Origin of the sequence: Simiduia sp. 21SJ11W-1 (genome assembly GCF_024138675.1) — a bacterium.
In the GTDB taxonomy this organism is placed as follows: Bacteria; Pseudomonadota; Gammaproteobacteria; order Pseudomonadales; family Cellvibrionaceae; genus Simiduia.
Window position 1 is genome coordinate 558,796 of record NZ_CP090959.1, and the last position, 21,284, is coordinate 580,079.

Sequence of the window (21,284 nt, forward strand, 5' to 3'; positions counted from 1 at the left end):
GCACAGCATATTAATAAAAAACAAAGAGGATCAGACATATGTCAAAACAACGTTCGGCTTTTATGACGAATCGCCTGGCTGAGGCAACGAGGGCCACCTGGCGCTCACCCTTTGCCACCCTATCCACTGCTGTGCTGGCTGGCGCCATGCTGTGCTCGCCGGCCTATGCGCAATTGGCTGGTGCCATTAAAGGTAGTGTTGCCTTTGAAGAGGCCGGCACAAGCCCCGCGGGCGTAAAGGTGACCGCCACCAGTAGCAAAATGCCCAAGGCCCGTACCGCCGTTACCGATGAGTCCGGTAGCTACAGCCTGCCTATGCTGGTGCCGGGCGAGTACTTGTTAACCTTCGAGGCCGCTGACGGCACTGTGCGTACCGCCAGCACTGAGGTGCGTCTGGAACAAACCACCCGTGTAGACATGGTGCTGGATTCAACCCTTGATGCCTCTGAAATGGAAGAGGTGTTTGTAACGGGCCGCATTGTCAACCTGGAAAGTAACTCTTCGCTGTCAAACTCCATCGGTGCAGACATGGTGGACGGTGTGCCAGTAGGGCAAGACTACCGCGACCTGATGAAGTTGATTCCCGGTGTGCAGTACACTCAAGAAACAGTGCGTGGCCCAAGTGCGGGCGCATCAGGCCAGGATAACGTCTACAACTTCGATGGCGTGGATGTAGGCCTGCCAGGCTACGGCGTATTGTCTTCAGAGCCTGCAACCCATGACGTTGAACAAATGGCTGTTCAGCGTGGTGGTGCGAATGCTATCAATTTCAACCGCGCCGGCGGTGTTTCTGTCAATACAACGTCGAAGTCGGGTAGCAATGAATTTGCCGGCAGTGTGCAGTACAAGTTTCAAACACCGAGCATGGTGGGTGAGACCCGTAACGGCGTTAAATCCGAGACTACCCGCAGCTGGTTGACCGCTAATGTAAGCGGCCCGCTGATTGAAGATCAGCTGTTTTTCTACGGCTCTTTCTACCGCCCCTATGCGGAACTAGACAATAAAGATACCGCCTATGGCCCGGTGAAAAGCTACAGCAGCGATCGCCATGAGTACTACGGTAAGCTCACTTATGCGCCTATTGAAGATATCCTCTTGAATGCCAGCTACCGTACCTCAGATAAAAAAATCGAGGGTAACTCCATCGGTTTTTACGAGCCAGACTCCGTATCGGCCGGTAGCGAAACCTCCATGGATATTCTGAACCTGGATGGCACCTGGATTATCGATGGCAATACCACCCTTTCGGTAGCTTATAGCGATTACGACAACGACGGCGGTACCACTGCAGATACGCAGTTGAGCGTGCAGCCTGTGCTGGGCGGATCGCTGGACATCGATAACATACATGAAATGGGCTATGTCAATGTGCCAAGCTATCGTGATGAAGATACGCCAGAAGATATCGCCTACAACGATTTCATTCGCCCTTACGTAGAGCAGTACGGCTTCATTAATGAAGACGGTGAGCGCCAAGGCGGTGGCGGTGTGGGCGCGTATTTTCAAAACGAAGTGGTAAATTATCATCGCAAAACCTTCACTGCGAAGCTGGATCATACCCTCACCTGGGGTGATGCAACCCACGAGCTGCACGCAGGCTATAAGTACACTGAAGGCGGCGAGATTCTGGATCGCAACGCCAACGGCTGGGGTAGCATCAGCATTATTGGTGGTCGCTCGACAACCGACGATGGCGTGCCGGTATATTTTCAAACCCGCACACCTTCCTCTGCGTTTAACAGCAGTGGTAACGTGCTGGACACCTATACCAAAGAGCACAATATCGAGTTTAACGACCTGATCACCTACGGCGATTTCATGATCAATGTGGGCGTATTGCTGAGCCAAGACACTCTCTACGGTCAGGGCCTGAAGGAAGACAGCAGCTCACCTGTTGGCTTTATAGAATCGCCCGGCACGAATTACGAAATGTATAACGTGCCCTTTTCGAAAATGATTCAGCCGCGTTTGGGTATTACCTGGCAGTACGCGGGTGAAGGCACGGTATTTGCCAACTACGCGGCCTACAACCCTGCGGCTTCTTCACTTGCCCGTGCGGCTTCGTGGGATCGCAATAGAACCCAGCTCTTGCAGGAAGTGCGCTTTGATGCAGACGGTAACTATATCGAGTCTGAACCCCAGGGTTCCAGCAGCGGTAAGTTCTTCGTAAAAGGCATGGACCCACGCAAGATTGATGAATTCACCCTCGGTACTACCCGTGAAGTGACAGATGAGCTGAGCATTCGTGCACACCTGCGCTACCGTGAAGGTTCAAACTTCTGGGAAGATGTGCCAAATGATGCGCGTTTAAGCGACGATGCGCCGCAGCATATCCAGGATAAAGGCCTTTACTTGCCAGAATTGCCAGACCTGATTGACGGCGTTGGTAGCGGTAGCTCTTATGTAATTGCCACGCTGGATGAGGCCTACACCAAGTACTACGAGGGCAGCATTGAAGCTGAGTGGAACGGTGACCGCTTCCACGTAAATGCATCTTACGTGTATAGCCGCTACCGTGGTAACTTCGACCAAGACAACTCTTCTGGTGCGAATGACCAGGCGATTTATATCGGCTCTTCCAACATTGCCGATGGTGTTGGCCGCCAAACCTGGGATAACCGCGATGGTATATTGCGTGGTGACCGCCCGCACCAGTTCAAAACCTACGGCTACTACAAAACTGACTGGAACGCCAACATTGGCGCCTACTTGATTTACCAGTCTGGTCAGCCATGGGAAGCTTGGGATGCCGAAGCCTTTGGATTGCCTTCTTGGTACTCCTCTACCTCGCGCTATGCTGAAAAAGCCGGTTCTAACCGCAGTAAGTCTCACTGGCAGTTGGACCTGAACTACACCCAGAACTTTGAGGTGTACAAAGGAACTATGGTGAACTTCCGCGCCGATCTGTTTAACGTGTTTGACCGTCAAACCGGTTACAACATTAACCCTTATGTAAGCAGCTCAACGTTTGGTGAGCCTAGGAACTACTTCGCCTCACGTCGCTTACAGTTGTCTCTTGGTGTGAACTTCTAAGCCAGGGCAACAGGTTACTCCTCCTTCGGCCAGGTTGGGCTGGCCGTTTTCTGTAGTACGCTTATGGGGCCTTTTGGCCCCATTTTTTCAGCCTGCTTTTTGGTGTGGCTGGATCAGGTGATTGCAAGCCAAAGGGGGCTAGGGCAACTAGCGCCGGCTGTGCGACACTCTTGGTTTGAGTGTGGCGTTTGCTCGCGCGGGTTGGCTGCCAAATAAAATAACCCAAAAGAATTTTTCACTTGCGCACGCGCAAGTTTCTACCAGCTGCGCCATGCCTTTGGTTTGGTTGGTAATACCTAACGACTGCCGCCTTGCTGGGTGCAGTATAAAAAAGGTGCAGTTTAAAAAGGAGGTGCTGTATGAATCGACGCAATTTATTAAAAGCCGCCGCACTGGCGCCCTTGGCTGCGGCAGTCGCGCCTGCAGCCTACGGGCAAAAGGCGCCGCTATTGCCAAGGCGCTTGCAACCGGGCATGACCGTTGGTTTGATTGCTCCGGCCAGCAACGCCATGGAAGACCAATCGATAGATTTTGCGGTTGATATCGTTAAATCCCTGGGTTTTACCGTGAAGCCCGGCAAGCACCTCTACCAGCGCACCCAGTACCTGGCCGGAACCGACCAGGCGCGCGCGGCAGACTTAAACAGCATGTTTGCCGATAAATCCGTAGACGCCATTATCTGTGCGCGTGGTGGTTATGGCACGCCGCGCATTTTGCCGATGCTTGATTACAAAACCATCGCAAAAAATCCGAAGGTGCTGCTGGGCTACAGCGATATCACCGGGCTACACAATGCGATTTACCGCCACACGGGGCTTGTGACCTTTCACGGCCCGATTGCCAGCCAAACCTATACCCCCTACACGCTGGGCGAATTCCGGCGCATTTTGATGGAGGCACAAGCGCCCACCGCATTGGGTGCACCGCCGCCCTTTGAGCCTAAACCGGGCCAGGCCGAGCGGGCTAATCGCATCACTACCTTTGTGGGCGGGCGCGGCCGGGGGCGCTTGGTGGGTGGCAACCTCACCTTGATTTCAACTTTGATGGGCACGCCCTATGCCCCGGATTTTCGCGGCAAGATTTTGTTTCTGGAAGACATAGGCGAGGCGCCCTACCGGGTAGACCGCATGCTTACGCAGCTTTGGCTGGCCGGTGTGTTTGATCAGGTGGCAGGTGTTGTGTTTGGTAAATTTACCGATGCAGACATAGACGGCCCAAGTTTCAGCCTGGAGCAGATTTTTCGCGAACGTACCGCACACTTGAAGGTGCCTGTGGTGCGTGGCCTGATGATTGGCCACGTGCGTGACCAAAGTGTGATTCCGGTAGGTGGGCTGGCTGAACTCGATGGCGACGCCGGTACCCTCACGCTGCTAGAGCCGGTACTGCGCGCTTAGCCGCCGGCGGCTCGTGAAAAAGCTTATAGATACTTGCGATAACTATAGGTTTGGCCGATAACTGCTGACTGGCCGCAGGGCGCTGCCGCGCTAGACTGGCCCGCGCACTGGCACAATGTGGGCTTGCTGGCCACCAACATTACTCTAATAACACAGTGATAACGACCATGACCGACCCAACCTGGACTTCGCTACTTCCCCCGCTGCTGGCCATTGGCCTGGCACTACTCACTCGGCAAGTGTATCTGGCATTGTTTGCCGGCATCTGGCTCGGCTTTTTCCAGCTGGCGGATGTCAACCTGTTAGCCGCTTTGGGCCAGGCGATCGAGGGCACCATTGCGGTGCTATCAAGCCCGGGCGATGCGCGCGTGGTGACCTTTACGCTGGTGATAGGCGCCTTTATTTTAACGCTGGAGCGCAGCGGCGCTGTGTCGGGTTTTGTGCAATACCTTGAGCGCTCGCGCTGGGTAAATAATGGCAAGCGCTCCCAGTGGATGGCCTTCTGGGTGGGCATTGTGATTTTCATTGAGTCGAATATCACCGTGCTGGTGGCGGGCACAGTTGCGCGGCCATTGTTTGACCGTTTTAAAATTGCCCGCGAAAAGCTCGCCTACATTATTGATTCAACCTCGGCACCCATTTGTATTTTGATTCCCCTCAATGCCTGGGGGGCGTTTAACCTGGGCCTGCTTGACGGCCTGGGTGTGGATCAGCCGCTCAAGGTGTTGCTGGCCACCATTCCTTTGAATGTGTACGCCATAGTGGCGGTGCTTACCACCGCTTTTGTTATTTACAGAAACGTCAATGTGGGCCCCATGGCCCAAGCCCAGGCGCGCACCGATGCCGGTGAGCGCGGTGGCATTGACGTGGGTGAGACGCCAGGCGAGTTGGATACCAGCACCAAGCCGCGCCTGCACAACATGGTTTGGCCGTTGGTGGCACTGATTGCGGCAATGCCGCTCGGTTTGTACTTCACCGGCAACGGCGATTTATTTGCAGGCTCGGGTTCAAAAAGTGTGCTGTGGGCAAGCTTGACGGGCTTGCTGGTGGTGTCTGTATTGGTGTTGGCGCAGCGCGCCATGAACCTCGAGCGGCTCACCCAAACCTGGATGGAAGGCGCCGGGCGCATGTTGCCGCTGGCCGTTATTCTGGTGCTTGCTTTGGCCTTGGGCTCGGTGGCTAAAGCACTTGGTACCGGTGCTTACGTGGCGGGCCTTGTGGGCGATGCCGTACCGCTTTGGCTATTGCCGGTGGTGATTTTTATGGTGGCGGGCGTGATTGCGTTTTCCGTGGGTTCAAGCTGGGGCACTTTTTCAATCATGATGCCCATCGCCATCCCTATTGCCACGGCGCTAAATCTGGATCCAACCCTGTTTGTGGCCGCCGTGCTCTCGGGGGGTATTTTTGGCGATCATTCATCGCCTATTTCAGATACCACCATTGTCTCAAGCCTGGCTGCAGGCACCCATCATATTGATCACGTAACCACCCAGCTGCCCTATGCGCTCATTGCCGGTGGCATCAGCGCGGTGGGCTTTATGATTTTGGGTGTGGTCTGGTTGTAATCCGCGTTATTTAAGGAAGGGTTTATGAAAATGTTCAGCCTCTTGGCACTTGCCTGTGGCGTTTTGATAACCAGCGGCTGCAAGCAGGCGGCTGATGCGCAATTGGGCGAAGCACAATCAGCTGCGGCGCAATCGCCCTTTGTGCAGGTTACAGACGCAAACATAACACTCGACATTAAATATTTTACCCACGAAAACCTTGTGGGTGAGCCCCTTGATGGCTACCTGGCTGCGCGTTGTTTGCTGGTGCCCGAGGCCGCCCGCGCACTGGTAGCGGTGAGCGAGGCGCTTGCCGAAGATGGCCTGGGCTTGTTGATTTTTGATTGTTACCGGCCACAGCGCGCGGTTAATCATTTTGTGCGCTGGGCAGCAAGCCCGGAAGACAACAGCACCAAGCCGGATTTTTACCCCAACGAAGAAAAGCACTTGATGTTCGAGCGCGGCTACATTGCCGAGCGCTCCGGCCACAGCCGTGGCGCCACTGTAGATTTAAGCCTGTATCGCTTGGCCGATGGCTCGCCGCTGGATATGGGCACCGGCTTTGATTTTATGGACGAATCTTCCGCCACCGATTACCCCCTGGAAAATGCGCAGGCCGTGGCCAACCGGCATTTACTGCGCCAGGCAATGACCGCGGCCGGCTTTAAAAATTATGCCCAGGAGTGGTGGCACTACACCTTCAAACCTGAGCCCCACCCCGACACTTACTTCGACATTCCCGTGCAATAACGGGCTGGAAATTTTATGTTTGCTGTGAAATACAACCCCGAATCCCAAGACCGTACCGCCTTGCTGCTGGATATTGCCAAGGCCCACGGCAGCCCCACCTTTGTGTATGACCTGGATGTTATCAGCCGCAATTACCGCGCTTATGCCGAGGCCATGGGCGAGCAACATTTAATTTGCTACGCGGTGAAAGCCAACGCCAATCTGGATGTGTTGCGCCATTTGGTGAGCCTGGGGTCAGGCTTTGATATTGTCTCTGGCGGCGAGTTAATGCGCGTGCTGCGCGCCGGTGGCGATGCCGGCAAGGTGGTGTTTTCCGGCGTGGGTAAAACCGATCAGGAAATTCGCTTCGCGCTTGGTGCGCGCATTAAATGTTTTAACGTGGAGAGTGAATCGGAGCTGCGCCGCATCAGCATGCTGGCCGTAGAAGAAGGGCGGGTGGCCAATATTTCGCTGCGCATTAACCCCGACGTAGACGCCGGCACCCACCCGTATATTTCAACGGGTTTGAAAGAAAATAAATTTGGCATTCCCATGGAGGAGGCGCGCGGGCTTTACGCCTTGGCGGGCGAGCTGCACAACCTGAAAGTGGTGGGTGTGGATTGCCACATAGGTTCACAGCTTACCGATCTCGGCCCGTTTAATGATGCACTCGAGCGGGTCTTGGCGCTGGTTGACGCGCTGCAAACCGATGGCATCAAGCTGCAACACATCGACATGGGCGGTGGTCTGGGCATTGCTTACAACGCCGAGCGCTTGCCCAGCAAAGCGGCCTACATCGGAATTTTTCGCGAGCGCATAGAGGCGCTCGGAATGCAGTTGATTATTGAGCCTGGCCGCTCTTTGGTGGCCGAGTGCGGCTCGCTTATTAGCGAAGTGATCTGCATTAAAGATACCCAAGGCAAACGCTTTGTAGTGGCCGATACCGCCATGAACGATAACCTGCGCCCGGCGCTTTATGGCGCCGAGCATCGCATCAGCGTGCTGCAAAGCCAGTGCCGCGAGCAGCCGCAATTGTGCGACTTGGTGGGGCCCGTGTGTGAAACCGCCGATACCCTTGCGAAAAAAATTCCTCTGGCCGTTGAAGAGGGCGACCTGCTGTTAATGCACGATGTAGGCGCCTATGGCTTTGCCATGAGTTCAAACTACAACGCGCGTCCACGGGCGGCCGAGGTGGTAATAAAAGGTGATGAATTTTCACTGGCGCGCCGGCGTGAAACCTTCGCCGATATGGTGGCCTGCGAAAACATGTACTGGAATCAATGATGGATATTGTCAATAAAACCCGCAATGCATTGGCGGGGCTTGCGTGTGTTTCTGCATTTTTAGGGGCCATGGCCTGCAGTGAAGGCCAGGTGGCACCCGAGGCACAATTGCGCGTGGGCGCAGAGCAACCGGCGGTGTATCAACCCCTGCTGGCGGGCAAAGCGCTTGGGCTTGTGGTGAATCAAACCTCGCGCGTGGGTGAGCGCCACCTGATTGATGTGCTTTTAAGCGAACAGCTGAGTGTTAAAAAAGTATTTGCGCTTGAGCACGGGGTGCGCGGCAACGTGGAAAACGGCGGCCATGTAAGTGGCGGTGTGGATGCGCAAACAGGCCTGCCAATTGTCTCTTTGTATGGCGGCAAGTATGGCCCTGATGCCAGTGATGTCAGCGATCTGGATTGGCTGGTATTTGATATTCAGGATGTGGGTGTGCGCTATTACACCTACATCAGCTCGTTGCATTATTTGATGCAGGCATGCGCCGATTTCGATGTGCCGCTGCTGGTGTTGGATCGCCCCAACCCCAATGGCGATCAAGTGGGCGGCCCGGTGCTTCAGCCCGAATTTAAAAGCTTTGTGGGCATGCACCCGATTCCCTTGGTGCACGGCCTGACGGTGGGTGAGCTTGCGCACATGATTAACGGCGAGGGCTGGCTTGATGGCGATAAAACCTGCGCGCTGACCGTGGTGCCGGTGGCCGGTTACCACAAGGCCATGCACTACTCACTGCCGGTGCGCCCATCGCCTAACCTGCCCAATGATTTGTCGGTGCGTTTATACCCCTCGCTCGGTTTTTTTGAGGGTACAGATGTGAGCATCGGGCGCGGTACTGATGCCCCGTTTCAAATTATCGGCCACCCGCAAGACACTGTGGGCGAGCTGTATTTCACCCCGGTGCCCAAACCTGGTGCCAGTGAAAACCCCAAGCATAAGGGCGTGCAATTGCGTGGTGATGCCATAGCGCTCACACCCGCCGAGGCCACCTTCACCATTGATTATGTGGTGAGCTGGTACCAGCGGCTGGGGCTTGCCCCTGAGGCGTTTTTTAATCGTGCGGCGTTTTTTGACAAGCTGGCCGGTACCGATGCCCTGCGCAAGGCCATTGTGAGTGGCGCCACAACAGAGGCCATAGAAAGCAGTTGGGCAGCCGACATAGCCGCCTTCAAACAGCAGCGCGCGCCTTATTTGCTCTACCCGGAAAATTAACGTGCGGCATATAGATAACATTCTTGCGCGCCAGCCGGCGCACCGGTTGATGTCTGTTGATTGCCTGCGCGGGCTGGCCATTGCCGCCATGGTGGTGGTGAACAATCCGGGCAGTTGGTCTTATGTGTACGCGCCTCTGGCGCACGCCACCTGGCACGGCTGGACGCCCACCGATGTGATCTTCCCGCTGTTTTTATTTGTGGTGGGGGTGTCTATTGTGCTGGCCAACGGGCGCGCGGAACATTTCCCCAAACCCGGCGCCGGCCACTGGAGCCGGGCGGCAAAGTTGTTCGGCCTGGGGCTTTTTCTGGCGCTGTTTTATATACAAACCTTTAACCCGGATTTCAACTGGTGGCGCGATCAACTGCTGCAGGTGCGTTGGTTGGGCGTGTTGCAACGCATTGCCCTTGTGTATATCGCAAGCTGCTATTTGGTGTGGTTGCTCGATAAGCGCGGGCTGATAATTGCCACGCTGCTGCTATTGGCGCTGCCTTACGCCATGATGTTGTGGGTGCCCTATGCCGATGCCCAGGGGCAGGTGTATCGCGGGGTGTTAGCACACGGCAATCACTTTTCCGCCTGGCTCGATCAATGGGTGTTGGGCAGTGCGCACGTGTATTACAAAACCGCCACGCCCTTTGCCTTCGACCCGGAGGGCTTGCTCACCACCTTGCCGGCCATCGCCAGTTGCCTGCTGGGTGTGCTGGCGGGCTTGCAGTGGCGAGCAACCCCATCGCACGAGGCCCTGGGCCTTGTGCGCCGCTGGCTGCTGTTGGGCGCGCTGTTGTTGGCGGCAGGCCAGCTGGCGCACCTTTGGGTGCCCATTAACAAAGCGCTCTGGACGCCCAGCTTCGTGGCAGTGTGCGCCGGTGTGTCTTACATTTTATTGGCACTGTGTTATTACCTTTGTGATGTGCGCCAGTGGCGGCGGCCCTTTGCGCCGCTTGTGGTATTTGGTGTGAATGCCATTGCGCTGTTTATGCTTGCGGGCGTTGTGGGGCGCTTGCTGGTGATGATTCCCGTAGGGGACATGAGCGCCAAGCAGGCCATTTTCAGCCAGTGGCTTGCGCCTTTGCTTGGCAATTACCCGGCCTCACTCACGTTTTCACTGCTGTGCCTGCTATTGTTTTACGCAGCCATGTGGCAATTATTTAAACGGGGCATTATTTGGAAGGTGTAAATGCTCGCTGAGCTTATTCAAACCTTGCGCGCCCAACTGCCCGCCGAGTGCCTGTTAACCGAGCCCGAGCAGCGGGTGGCGTTTGAGTGTGATGCGCTGTCGGTCTATACGGCCTTGCCGGGGCTGGTGGTGCTGGCGCGCTCCGAGGCCGATGTTGTTGCCGTGGTAAAAGCCTGTGCAACACACAAGGTGCCGCTGGTTAGCCGCGGTGCCGGTACCGGGCTGTCGGCCGGTGCACTGCCGCACCCAGATGGCGTGCTGCTGGTTACCGCGCGCATGAACCGCATTTTATCGCTGAATGCCCAAACCCTTACGGCGCGCGTGCAGCCGGGTGTCATTAATGCGCGCATCTCCGAGGCTGCGCAGAGCCACCAGTGTTATTACGCGCCCGACCCATCATCACAAATTGCCTGCTCTATTGGTGGCAATGTGGCCGAAAATGCCGGCGGTGTGCACTGCCTGAAATACGGCGTTACCGTGAACAATGTGATTGGCGCGCGCGTGGTGAATGCCAGCGGCCAGCTGGTGGAGCTGGGCGGCCAAACCGCAGCCCAGCCGGGCTTTGACTTGTTGGCCTTGGTGCACGGTTCCGAGGGCTGCCTGGGGGTAGTGACCGAAATTACCCTGCGGCTCACGCCCCTGCCCGAAACTACCCGCACCTTGCTGGCGGAATTTTCCGACGTGCGCAGTGCCTGCGATGCGGTATCTGAAGTGATTGCCAGCGGTGTCATTCCGGCGGCCCTTGAAATGATGGACGCGCTGGCCATTCGCGCCACCGAGGCCTTTTGCCAGCCGGGCTACGGCGCCGAGGCGCAGGCCGTATTGTTGGTGGATCTGGATGGCGACCCGGCCGAGGTGCGCGTGGAATGCGAGCTTACCCGCGAGCTGCTCACGCGCGCCGGCGCCCGGCAAGTGCGCGAGGCCAGTACCGAGGCCGAACGGCTGCGCTGGTGGAAGGGCCGCAAAAGTGCCTTCCCGGCCATCGGGCGCCTGAGCCCGGATTACTATTGCATTGATGGCACAGTGCCGCGCGGCAAAATTGGCGATCTGCTCGATTTTATTGGCCAGGCGGCACTGCGTTATCAATTGCAGGTGGCCAACGTGTTTCACGCAGGCGACGGCAACTTACACCCCATTATCATGTTTGATAACAGCAAGCCCGGTGAGCTTGCGCGCACCGAGCAGTTGGCCGGTGAAATTCTGGAGGCTTGCATTGCCGCTGGCGGCACCATTACCGGCGAGCACGGTGTGGGCGTTGAAAAAATTCGCCAGATGGCCAGCCAGTTTTCCGAGCCTGAAATTGCCCAGTTGCTGGCGCTGAAAGCGGCGCTGGATGAACACAACCTGCTCAACCCCGATAAACTGATTCCCTCGCTCGCGCGTTGCCGCGAGTACCGACTGTTGAAACAACAATGACCGATCAAAGTTTGAGCCTCTGCTCGGCGGTGAACCACGCCATTACCCGGCGCATTAATGGCGACCTTTTGGCGTTGCGCCTGCGTGGCGGTGGTACCCGTGTTGCCCCTTTGCCCGAAGCGCTCGATTGCAGCGGCCACACGGGCATCATGAGCTATCAACCCGAAGAGCTGGTAGTGCGCGTGCGCGCCGGTACCCGGCTGCGCAAATTGCAATCGGTGTTGCTGGCGCAAGGCCAACAGCTGGCGGCGGATATTCCGGTGCCGGGGCCGGCCAGCACCGTGGGTGGTGCCATTGCCATGGGCACCGATGGCCCCGGGCGCTTTTACGGCAACGCGCTGCGCGATGCGGTGTTGGGTTGCCAGCTGATTAACGGCCAGGGTGAGCGGGTAACCTTTGGCGGGCAGGTAATGAAAAATGTTGCCGGCTACGATGTGCCGAGGCTACAAGTGGGCGCGCGCGGCACCTTGGGGTTGCTGCTTGATGTGTCGCTCAAAGTGGTACCGGTGCCGGAGGCGAGCCTTTCGTTTAGTGAGGCCATAAGCCCCCAGCACTTGAGCGCGCGCTGGCTACAGCTACACGCGTTACGGCCGTTTTTGCGCAGCGCCCTTTACGATGGCAGCCACTTGCACTTTGTGTTGGCCGGGCGCGCACAGGCGCTCACAGCAAAGGTGAGTGCAGCAGGGCTTGGTGCACACCGCAGCAGTTTTAACTGGGGCGATGTAGCGGCCTGGCAGCTGCCTGTTTTTACCGGCGAAAGTTTGGCCTGTATGGTGTTGCCCGCGCCCTTGCCCATGGATATGTACCAGCCACAGTGGCTGCTCGATTGGGCGGCCACCCGCGTGTGGGTGGCCAATGGTAACCATCGGGCGCTCGCGCAACTGGCCGCCAGTTTAGGGGGCTTTTTGCAGGTGCTGCGGGGGCCTGCCGTTCCAAATCTTGGCCCGGGTCAGGTGCATTGGCACCGGCAAATCAAGGCGGCTTTTGACCCGCACAATATTTTTAACCCGGTAATTTTTCACACGCATTTCCAGGCGGCCTCGCCCCTGGATGAGGGGGCCGCGTGCAGGTCAATCTAGTTGAAAACCTGTTGACCGAAGCCCGGCAAGACAAGGCGCAAGCGGTGCTGAATGCCTGTGTACACTGCGGCTTTTGTACTGCCACTTGCCCCACCTACCTGCACACCGGCAACGAGCTAGACAGCCCCCGTGGGCGTATTTATCTCATTAAAAACATGCTTGAAACTGGTGAGGCGAGTGAAGTGACCCAAACCCATCTGGATCGCTGCCTGACCTGCCAAAGTTGTGAAACCACCTGCCCATCGGGTGTGGAATATCACGCGCTCTTGGCCATCGGGCGCGAGACGGTAGATAAGCTCGCGCCTGCCAATCGCGTGCGGGCAGCCAGCCGCTGGTTGATCAGAAAGTTAATGTTAAACCGCCCCCTGGTATTCGGCGCCTTTCGCATTGCCCGCGCACTGCGTGCGCTAGTGCCGGCCGCGCTTGCCCGCACCTGGTTGCCGCGCACGCGTTTCGATGCCGATTGGGATTACCCTGCACGCGGTGATCAGGGCGTTGAACAAGAGCAGGTAAGGCCTGCCTTTACCCGCAAAGTGCTGGTGCAAAGCGGCTGTGTGCAGCCGGCGTTGCGGCCCGATACCGACCGGGCGCTGGCCATTGTGCTGGCCTATTTTGGTGTGGATGTCGAGTTCGTCACCGGCGCCGGTTGTTGCGGCGCGCTCAATAGCCACACCGGCGATGAGCCAGCCGCACGCGCGCAGGCACTGCAGAATTTAAGCGCCTGGGAAGCCCTGCTTGCCGCACAAAAAGAAGCCGAGGTGCTGGCTATTGTGTCAAGCGCCAGCGGGTGCGGAGCACAGCTGGCCGATTACCCGAATTTGCTAATGGACGACGCGGGCGCACAAGCCCGAGCGCGCACATTGTGCAGCCTGCTGCGTGACCCGGCGGAACTCGTGTGGTGGTTAATGGAGCAGTCGCCCCAGACGGCATTGCCGGATTTAACGGGTGAAAATTTGAGTTTTCATTGCCCTTGCACTTTGCAGCACGCCTTAAAACTTTCCGGGCGGGTTGAGCAAATTTTCGCGCGCATGGGTGTCAGTTTACCCGCCGTTGAAGACAGCCACCTGTGTTGTGGTTCTGCCGGCAGTTATTCGTTGCTGCAGCCGGCCATGGCGCGCACCCTGCGCGACGACAAGCTCGACAAGCTATTGGCCAGCGAGCCCGCGCAAATCATCACCGCCAATGTGGGCTGCCAGTTGCACCTGCAAGGGGGAACCGAAAAGCCTGTGCGCCATTGGTTGGAGATTTTGGCAGAGGCTATGGATGGGTGACGGTTGCTAGTTGACAGTTGACAGTTGACAGTTGACAGTTGACAGTTGACAGTTAAAAGCGAAAAGCGAAAAGCGAAAAGCGAAAAGCGAAAAGCGAAAAGCGATGGCGTTGTGCGTTGATAGAGCCTTCGTGTGTCACACTGTTTCAGGATGGGGTAGTGCCCAAAATAAAAAGCCCGCTGAATTTCGCGGGCTTTTTTGTGTGGGGTTTGTAAAAAAGTTTCTAGTTTCTAGCTTGCGGCCTCGGCTTGTTGCAGGGCCAGGCGTAAAAAGCCGTTGGCGTTTTCGAGTGCGCGTTGGGCTTCGTTGCGGGGCAGGCCTGACAGAATCATCATGATGGCAAGTTTGGCGTTGTGCTCGCACTGGCTCAAGGTGGCGTCGGCTTCCTCGAGTGTGGCGCCGGTGGCCTCCATGACAATACGGCGGGTGCGCCCCACCAGTTTTGCGTTGGTGGCTTTTACATCCACCATCAGGTTGTAAAAACTTTTACCCTGGCGAATCATGGCGGCGGTGGTGAGCATATTGAGCACCAGTTTTTGTGCAGTACCGGCTTTCATGCGGGTAGAACCCGTGAGAATTTCCGGGCCCACTTCAGGCAGCAGGGCGATGTCTGCCTCGTTGGCAATTTGTGCCACGCGGTTGCAGCTCAGGGCCACGGTGGTGCAGCCGAGTTTGCGGGCGTAGCGCAGGCCACCAATCACATAGGGCGTGCGGCCGCTGGCGGCAATGCCCACCACCACATCATTGGCACTCAGGTTGATGCCTTTTAAATCCGCTTCGCCGAGTTCCGGGTTGTCTTCGGCGCCTTCCTGGGCGCGGTAGATGGCGGGTTCGCCGCCGGCAATCAACGCCACCACCTGGCTTTCATCTGTGCCGTAGGTGGGCGGGCATTCCACGGCGTCGAGAATGCCCAGCCGGCCACTGGTGCCTGCGCCCATGTAAACCAGGCGCCCGCCGTTGTTAAAGGCGGCCACTATGGCATCTACCGCTTCGGCAATTTGCGGCAATACCGCGCGCACGGCGGCGGGCACTTCGGCATCGGCATCGTTAATCTTTTTCAAGATTTCCTGGGTGGGCAGCAGGTCGATGTCTTGGGTGTTGGGGTTGCGTGCTTCGGAGGCCAGGCCCCCCAACTCGTGTATTAATTCAGGGTTCATTCACTGTTAGCCGTAGGTTGGGTGCAAAGTAAATAGCGCCGGCCACGGTGTTCTCAGAGGCGCCAGTGGCACCTGCGAGCCGGAGCGGCACTTGGTTAAGCGTAGCGCGGGCAAACCAGGCGAAGGCCATGGCCTCCAGGTAGTCGGGGTTCACGCCGAGGTGTTCACTGCTGTAGGTGGCGCGCTTGGTGCGCTGGGTGAGCCGCTCCATGAGCAGTTGGTTGTGGGCACCGCCGCCGCACACCACCAGGTCGCCAGGCGGGAGCCCGGCCAGCGCCTGTGAAACGCAGGCGGCGGTAAATTCAGTTAGCGTGGCCTGCACGTCGGCGGCGGCCAGATTGCGGCCATCGAGGTGGCGCGCCAGAAAGTCTGCGTTGAATAACTCGCGCCCGGTACTTTTGGGCGGCGGCTCCTGCACAAAAGGGGTAGCCATAAATGCCGCCAGCAAGGCGTCATCTACGCGCCCGGTGCGGGCCCAGTCACCACCGGCATCGTAGTCGTAGCCGCGCTGTTGTTTTATCCAGCCGTCCATCAATACATTGCCCGGGCCCACGTCAAAGCCGCCCATTACCCGCTCGCCTTCAAGGTGGGTCAGGTTGGCCATGCCGCCCAGGTTCAATACATAGCGGTGCCCGTGGGTGGCAAACAGTTGTGCGTGAAAGGCCGGCGCAAGGGGCGCGCCCTGGCCACCGGCGGCCACATCGGCGCGGCGGAAATCCGTGACGGTGGTGATACCGGTTTGGCGGGCAATGCGGTTGGCATCGCCAATTTGCAGGCTGTTGGCAAAGGGGCCAGTGGGGTAATGGGCCAGGGTTTGGCCGTGGCTGCCAATGGCGATAACGCGGTCTTTGCGGGTGATCAGTTGGTTGGCGGCATCGGCAAATTGCAGCCCCAGTTGGGCGTCTATGGCGCACAGTTCGGGCAGGCTCAGGTGTTGTTCATCGAGCACGCGCAGCAGGCGCTCGCGCAGCTGATCGTGCAGCGGAGCATAGTGGTGGCGCACCAGCTCGCACTGTTGATCGTTGATGTTCACCAATACGGCGTCTATGCCGTCGAGACTCGTGCCTGACATCAGGCCAATGTATAAACCGTCCACTAAAACCTCAGCTAAATTGATGGCGCTGGCGCGCCAGGGTGCAGGCACCGTCGAGCGCGGTACCTTTGGGCGCCACTAATTTAGCGCGTAGGTCGGGAGACAGTAAATCACTCATGTTCTGCGCCAGGCCTCCGAGCAAGGTGATGGGCAGGTCTTGATCGCCCGAGGCTGCGCGAATCAGTTGCTCTACTTCACTGGCGGTTTTGCGGGCAATTTTTTGTGCCAGTGGGCAATAGGGCAGAAACTCGAATACCGCCGGTGCCAGGGCTGCATATTCTTTGGGGCCGGCCTGGCTTAACCAGCGCAGTATGGCCGCACGCTCACGGCCCACCTGTTCTACCACATGGCGCGATAGTTTGGTTTGCGGCTCGCCGTGCAAATCCAGTTCCCATAGCAGTGCGCGCACGGCACTTTTGCCCACCGCCGCACCGCTGCCTTCATCGCCTACGGCCAGGCCCCAGCCACCAACCTGGGTGATCTTGCCGTCGGCCGACAGGCGCATGGCCACAGACCCTGTGCCTACGGCCACCATCACCATAGGCTCACCGGCGCCCGCGCCCAGGAGCGAGGTTTGCGCATCGGTGGTGATGTGCACGCTGGCGTAGCCTGCATTGGTGAGTGCGGTGTGTACCGCTTGGGCGGCGTCTGACTTGCCAGCGCCGGCAAGGCCCGCGGCTAAATGTACCTGTTCAGGCGTAAGGCCCGCCTCGGTGAGCAGCTGGTGACACACGTCTTGCACGGTGGCTATGGCCTGGGTGAGATCGTTGGTGAGCGAGGCCGCGCCTGCGCGCCGCTCGCACAGGGTGCCGTCACTGTTACACAGGCGCGCGACGCACTTGGTGGCGCCGCCGTCTACTCCCAGGTAGTAGTGGCTCATGCCAGGGCCTCTTGGGTGTTGCTGTTGTGGGCTTGGGTTTGCGCCGGTTTGCCCAGGCAGCACAGGCCAAAGGCGATAAGGGTGCCAATGCACAGCTGCCAGGGGAATGCCATGGGGGCAATGTAATCTTGCAGGGCGAAAGCTTCTATGAGCCAGGGTTGCATGACCAGCGGCGTACAAAAGCCGCCGATGAGTGCGGCAGTCACGCTCATGCCATTGCCGCGCCCGGTGAACAGGGCGGTAAAGAAGACGCCCAGCAGGCCCGAATAGGCAAATACCATTACCGAAAGCGCAAAGGGCAGCAGCGGCAGCTGGCTGACCTGTTGCCAGTAAAAGCACAGAATCGCCATGCCCGACAGCGCCGCAGCAACGGCAATCATGGCCAGGCGGCCTACGCGCACCATCTGGGCATCGCTCGGCTGTTGTTTGCGTTTGGCCGCCCACGGGCGGTAGAAATCTTCGGTAATCACCGAGGCCATGGAGTTCAGGCCCGAGGTTAAGGTGGAAAGTGCAGCGGCAATCACACCAATCACCACCAGCCCGCGTACGCCGCCTGGCAATTCGTTGAGCACAAATTGCATAAACACGGTGACATCGGCGCTGTTTTGCAGCACGCCCTGGCTTGCGCCCATGAGGTCTGGCCGCTGGTAGTACACATACAAGAGCATGCCAATGCCCATGAACAGTGCCATGACCGGAATCACCATCAACACGCTCCAAAGCATGGCGCGCGCGCCCTCAAGGCTTGAGCGGCAGGTGAGCACCCGCTGGGTGACATCCTGATCCAGGCCGAAGGCGGCCACGTTCAGCAATACGAAGCCTGTAAAGGTAGCCCACAGGGTGAAAGGGTCTGTGAGGTCGAAGCGCCAGTCGATCAGCTCAAGCTTGGAGCCGCTGCCATCGGTGGGGTTGGCCAGCGCCGTGAGAATTTCGCCGCTGCTCACCGGGATGTACCACATCAATACACAAAACACGGCAATGGCTGCGCCCACGTACACAAAGCACTGGATCACATCGCTTTGAATTACCGAACTTACGCCGCCAAACACCGTCTGCCCGAGGCTGACAATGGCGAGCATCACCACGGCAAGCACCACGTGGTCGGCCTGAATATCGCCAAATAACAGCATGGAAACGGCAATGGCCGCCATATACAGGCGCGCGCCGCTCGCAAAAATTCGGCCCAGCAAATAAACGCCGCCGGCCTTGCGCTTGGCGTTGGCACCGAAGCGGTTTTGCAAAAGCTCATACACGGTGGTGACGCGCTGCTGATAAAACAGGGGAATCAAAAAGCGCGCCACAATCAGGGCGGCAATCACGGCACCAAGATTGGTAAAGATGTAGCTGAAATCGCTGCGGTAGCCGAGATCCGGCCCGCCCAGAAAGGTGGCCGCCGATTGGGTGGTGGCAAGGGTGGAGATGGCCACCATCCACACGGGCATGGCATTGCCCGCCAGAAAGAAGTCGCGGCTGTTCTGGCTGTTGCGCAGGCTGAAGTAGTAGGCGGTAGCGCCCAGAATAAGGCCGTAGATGGCAAATACAGCCCAGTCTGGGCCGGTAAGTGTGAGATTCATCGTTATTGTGGTCGCTCGTTGGCACTGCTGGGTTAGGAAATGATTAAAAATATATTATTCCTAATCATGGTTTATATTGATATCATTTATTCTAAACAAAGGCAAAGGTTTGCCCATCGGTTGCGCCGATATTTCACCTGGCCCACGCTTGGGGTACATTGTCGGGCTGGGGCCTGCGAATGTCAGCAACACCGCGCCTGCCTTTGCCAAATAAGCCTAATAAAGCGGTGGCCCAAGCCGCCTGCGCAATGAAAAGTGGAACTAAGTATGGGTTGTATTGCAAAAATTCGCGCGATGCGTGAATCCATGTCGAGCCATGAGCGACGCATTGCAGATTTCTTGCTGGAAAACGCCACCGGAATTCGCGACCACAGCTCTAAAACGCTGGCCAGCGATATTGGCGTTTCACAATCGAGTGTGGTGAAGTTCAGCCAGAAGCTCGGCTATACAGGCTACAGCGATTTGAAGCTGGCGCTCACCGAAGCTGCCGCGCGTACGGCAGTGTTGCCCAAGGCCATTCATGGCGATATTTCTGCCAGTGACGACATCGCCACCGTGGCGCAAAAGCTGGTGGCGCGCAAATCCAGCTCGCTCACAGAAACCGTGGCCATTAACCGCGAAGATGTGTTGCAGTCTGCCATTGATTCACTGGCCCGCGCCCAGCGCATTCTGATTGCCGGGGTGGGCGCTTCCTCTCTGGTGGCGCGCGACTTTGGCTACAAGCTGATGAAGCTGGGTAAAAATGTGTTGGTGGAATCAGACACCCACGTACAGGTGGCCAATGCCGCCACCTTGCACCCCGGCGATCTGGTGTTTGCCATTTCGGAATCGGGCATGACCCAGGATGTATTGCGCGTGGCCACCACGGGTTTGCAGCAAGGTGCCGAGGTAATTTCCCTAACGCGCTTCACCCGCAACTCGCTGGTAGAGCTTGCCGGCATCAACCTGTTTTGCATGGCCGATGAGGCCGGTGCGCGCAGCTCCTCAATATTGGCCCGCACCGCGCAGCACATGATCACCGATTTGTTGTTTATTTTGATGTCGCAACGCGATGAACAGGCCCAGGAATTGTTTGAGCGCTCGCGCAAGGCGGTTCAGGTGTTCCGTCAGGGCTAGGTTACTCGCCAATATCTTCGTGCCAGAGCGCCGGATGCGCGCTGATAAACGCCCGCATCAGGGCGATGCATTCGGCGTTGTTAAGTACCTCCAGCTGCACGCCGCGGGCGCGTAGCTGGGTTTCATCCCCCATGAATGTCTCGTTTTCACCGATGATTACCCGGCCGATGCCGTACAGCAAGATGGCACCGCTACACATAGGGCAGGGCGATAGGGTGGTGTAGAGCGTGCTCTGGCGGTACACGGCTGCGGGTTGCCGGCCGGCGTTTTCAAGCGCATCCATCTCACCGTGCAAAATGGCGCTGCCTTTTTGCACGCGCCGGTTGTGGCCGCGGCCAATAATTTGCCCACCGTGTACCAGCACCGAACCAATGGGGATGCCCCCTTGGTCGCGCCCGCGAATGGCTTCATCTATGGCGGCGCGCATGAATTTATCCATCGCGATCAGGCTCTTGTGCCGCGTTCTGAAGGCTGGCTTCCGGTTTCTTCATCAGGCCGTATTTTTGCCAAAGCGCATCGAGAGTGCCCTGCGCTTGCAGGCGCTTGATGAAGTTGTCTAGCTCCGAAGGGGCGGGCCTGGTGCCTGCGCGTATGAGCGCGCAGTGCTGGTAGCGTTGATCGAATTTCTCTGAAATCAGCAGCTGCGATTGGAGTTCCGGTTGGCTCGCGAGCTGTTGGAATAAATACGATTGGGTAACCACCGCCACATCCACCCGGCCCGATAGCACCATGCGAATGCTGCCGGCGTTGCTGTCTATGAGGTTGATGGTGAACTGCTCGTGCAGGTAGTTTGGGTCTGCATTGAAGTTGGCAAAGCGGTAGTGGTAGCCGCGAATGCCCACCAGGCGTTTGTCTTGCAAATTATCGAAGTAATCCTGGCCTCGCCCGGGCAAGGCCTGTGCGATGTAGCGCTCGCCGCCGCTCAGGTAAGGGCTAGAGCTGTTGATGGCGTAGTTATTCCAGCCCCAGGTTTTATTTTCAAACAGCAGCATGTCGAAGCGGTTGGCCTCGAACTCCTTGTAACGCTGGGCGGGTTTGGTGGGCACAAACACAAAGTGGTAGCGGTTTTGCACCAGGTTCAGCGCCTCAATCAACTCCAGCGTCAGGCCGGAGGCTTCGCCCTCGGGTGATATTTCAACAAAAGGCGCGAATTGGTAGCCGCCTACGCGCACCTCGGTGGGCGCGCTGTTGGCCATGCAGGGGGCGGCTGCGAGCATTAGCGAAAGGGTCAGAAAAATTGAGGCCTTCATCGTAAGCGAGCAGAGGCTCATGGCGGTTACATCCTCATACAAGTGCTTTAAGCATAGCCGCTGGCGCCCATTGAACAAGG

Annotated in this window: 17 protein-coding genes; 11 read left to right on the forward strand and 6 right to left on the reverse strand. The window is 57.7% G+C overall.

The annotated features are described in order from the left end of the window. Positions 1–38: 38 nt before the first annotated feature. From L1F30_RS02385 to glcF, 10 genes are all read left to right on the forward strand, one after another. Entirely contained in the window at positions 39–3,032 is a 2,994-nt protein-coding gene (locus L1F30_RS02385; RefSeq protein WP_253358888.1) for a TonB-dependent receptor, read from the forward strand. Between the two features lie 359 nt (positions 3,033–3,391). After that, the gene (locus L1F30_RS02390; RefSeq protein WP_253358889.1) at positions 3,392–4,426 is read left to right on the forward strand and encodes an LD-carboxypeptidase; all 1,035 of its coding nucleotides are present in this window, start codon (positions 3,392–3,394) and stop codon (positions 4,424–4,426) included. A gap of 167 nt (positions 4,427–4,593) precedes the next feature. Further along, positions 4,594–5,991, forward strand: coding sequence for a Na+/H+ antiporter NhaC family protein (locus L1F30_RS02395; RefSeq protein WP_253358890.1), 1,398 nt, complete (start codon positions 4,594–4,596; stop codon positions 5,989–5,991). Between the two features lie 24 nt (positions 5,992–6,015). Continuing rightward, positions 6,016–6,720: a M15 family metallopeptidase gene (locus L1F30_RS02400; protein WP_253358895.1), complete on the forward strand. Its 705-nt coding sequence runs from the start codon at positions 6,016–6,018 to the stop codon at positions 6,718–6,720. 15 nt (positions 6,721–6,735) lie between these two features. Next, the gene (gene lysA, locus L1F30_RS02405) at positions 6,736–7,983 is read left to right on the forward strand and encodes a diaminopimelate decarboxylase (protein WP_253358897.1); all 1,248 of its coding nucleotides are present in this window, start codon (positions 6,736–6,738) and stop codon (positions 7,981–7,983) included. After that, complete coding sequence (locus tag L1F30_RS02410; protein WP_253358898.1) at positions 7,983–9,188, forward strand: exo-beta-N-acetylmuramidase NamZ domain-containing protein; 1,206 nt, start codon at positions 7,983–7,985, stop codon at positions 9,186–9,188. Before lysA ends, L1F30_RS02410 begins: the two co-directional genes overlap by 1 nt. Position 9,189: 1 nt before the next feature. After that, positions 9,190–10,368, forward strand: coding sequence for an acyltransferase family protein (locus L1F30_RS02415; RefSeq protein ID WP_253358899.1), 1,179 nt, complete (start codon positions 9,190–9,192; stop codon positions 10,366–10,368). Further along, on the forward strand, positions 10,369–11,784 hold the full coding sequence (locus L1F30_RS02420; protein ID WP_253358900.1) for an FAD-linked oxidase C-terminal domain-containing protein: 1,416 nt from the start codon (positions 10,369–10,371) through the stop codon (positions 11,782–11,784). It begins immediately after the preceding gene. After that, complete coding sequence (locus L1F30_RS02425) at positions 11,781–12,863, forward strand: FAD-binding protein (protein WP_253358904.1); 1,083 nt, start codon at positions 11,781–11,783, stop codon at positions 12,861–12,863. The genes L1F30_RS02420 and L1F30_RS02425 overlap by 4 nt, the downstream gene beginning before the upstream one ends. Further along, positions 12,848–14,134: a glycolate oxidase subunit GlcF gene (gene glcF, locus L1F30_RS02430; RefSeq protein WP_253358906.1), complete on the forward strand. Its 1,287-nt coding sequence runs from the start codon at positions 12,848–12,850 to the stop codon at positions 14,132–14,134. The genes L1F30_RS02425 and glcF overlap by 16 nt, the downstream gene beginning before the upstream one ends. 230 nt (positions 14,135–14,364) lie before the next feature. Here the strand turns inward: glcF and murQ are convergent, their stop codons facing one another. Genes murQ through L1F30_RS02450 form a run of 4 tightly spaced genes read right to left on the reverse strand, consistent with a single transcriptional unit; the run spans position 14,365 to position 18,838 of the window. After that, positions 14,365–15,291 carry an N-acetylmuramic acid 6-phosphate etherase gene (gene murQ / locus L1F30_RS02435; RefSeq protein ID WP_253358908.1) on the reverse strand — a complete coding sequence of 309 codons (927 nt, stop codon included), beginning with the start codon at positions 15,289–15,291 and terminating at the stop codon, positions 14,365–14,367. Then, positions 15,281–16,387: an anhydro-N-acetylmuramic acid kinase gene (locus L1F30_RS02440; protein WP_253358910.1), complete on the reverse strand. Its 1,107-nt coding sequence runs from the start codon at positions 16,385–16,387 to the stop codon at positions 15,281–15,283. The genes murQ and L1F30_RS02440 overlap by 11 nt, the downstream gene beginning before the upstream one ends. A 7-nt stretch (positions 16,388–16,394) precedes the next feature. Then, entirely contained in the window at positions 16,395–17,264 is an 870-nt protein-coding gene (locus L1F30_RS02445) for a BadF/BadG/BcrA/BcrD ATPase family protein (RefSeq protein ID WP_253358912.1), read from the reverse strand. Next, positions 17,261–18,838 (reverse strand): sodium:solute symporter, encoded by a 1,578-nt coding sequence (locus tag L1F30_RS02450; protein WP_253358914.1) that lies wholly within the window; start codon positions 18,836–18,838, stop codon positions 17,261–17,263. Before L1F30_RS02450 ends, L1F30_RS02445 begins: the two co-directional genes overlap by 4 nt. Positions 18,839–19,105: 267 nt before the next feature. On the opposite strand from L1F30_RS02450, the gene L1F30_RS02455 reads away from it, so the two are divergent. After that, on the forward strand, positions 19,106–19,954 hold the full coding sequence (locus L1F30_RS02455; RefSeq protein ID WP_253358920.1) for a MurR/RpiR family transcriptional regulator: 849 nt from the start codon (positions 19,106–19,108) through the stop codon (positions 19,952–19,954). Between the two features lies 1 nt (position 19,955). Here L1F30_RS02455 and L1F30_RS02460 read toward each other — a convergent pair whose 3' ends face one another. Then, complete coding sequence (locus L1F30_RS02460) at positions 19,956–20,393, reverse strand: nucleoside deaminase (RefSeq protein ID WP_253358922.1); 438 nt, start codon at positions 20,391–20,393, stop codon at positions 19,956–19,958. Beyond that, on the reverse strand, positions 20,386–21,225 hold the full coding sequence (locus tag L1F30_RS02465) for an ABC transporter substrate-binding protein (protein ID WP_253358924.1): 840 nt from the start codon (positions 21,223–21,225) through the stop codon (positions 20,386–20,388). Before L1F30_RS02465 ends, L1F30_RS02460 begins: the two co-directional genes overlap by 8 nt. Positions 21,226–21,284 lie beyond the last annotated feature (59 nt).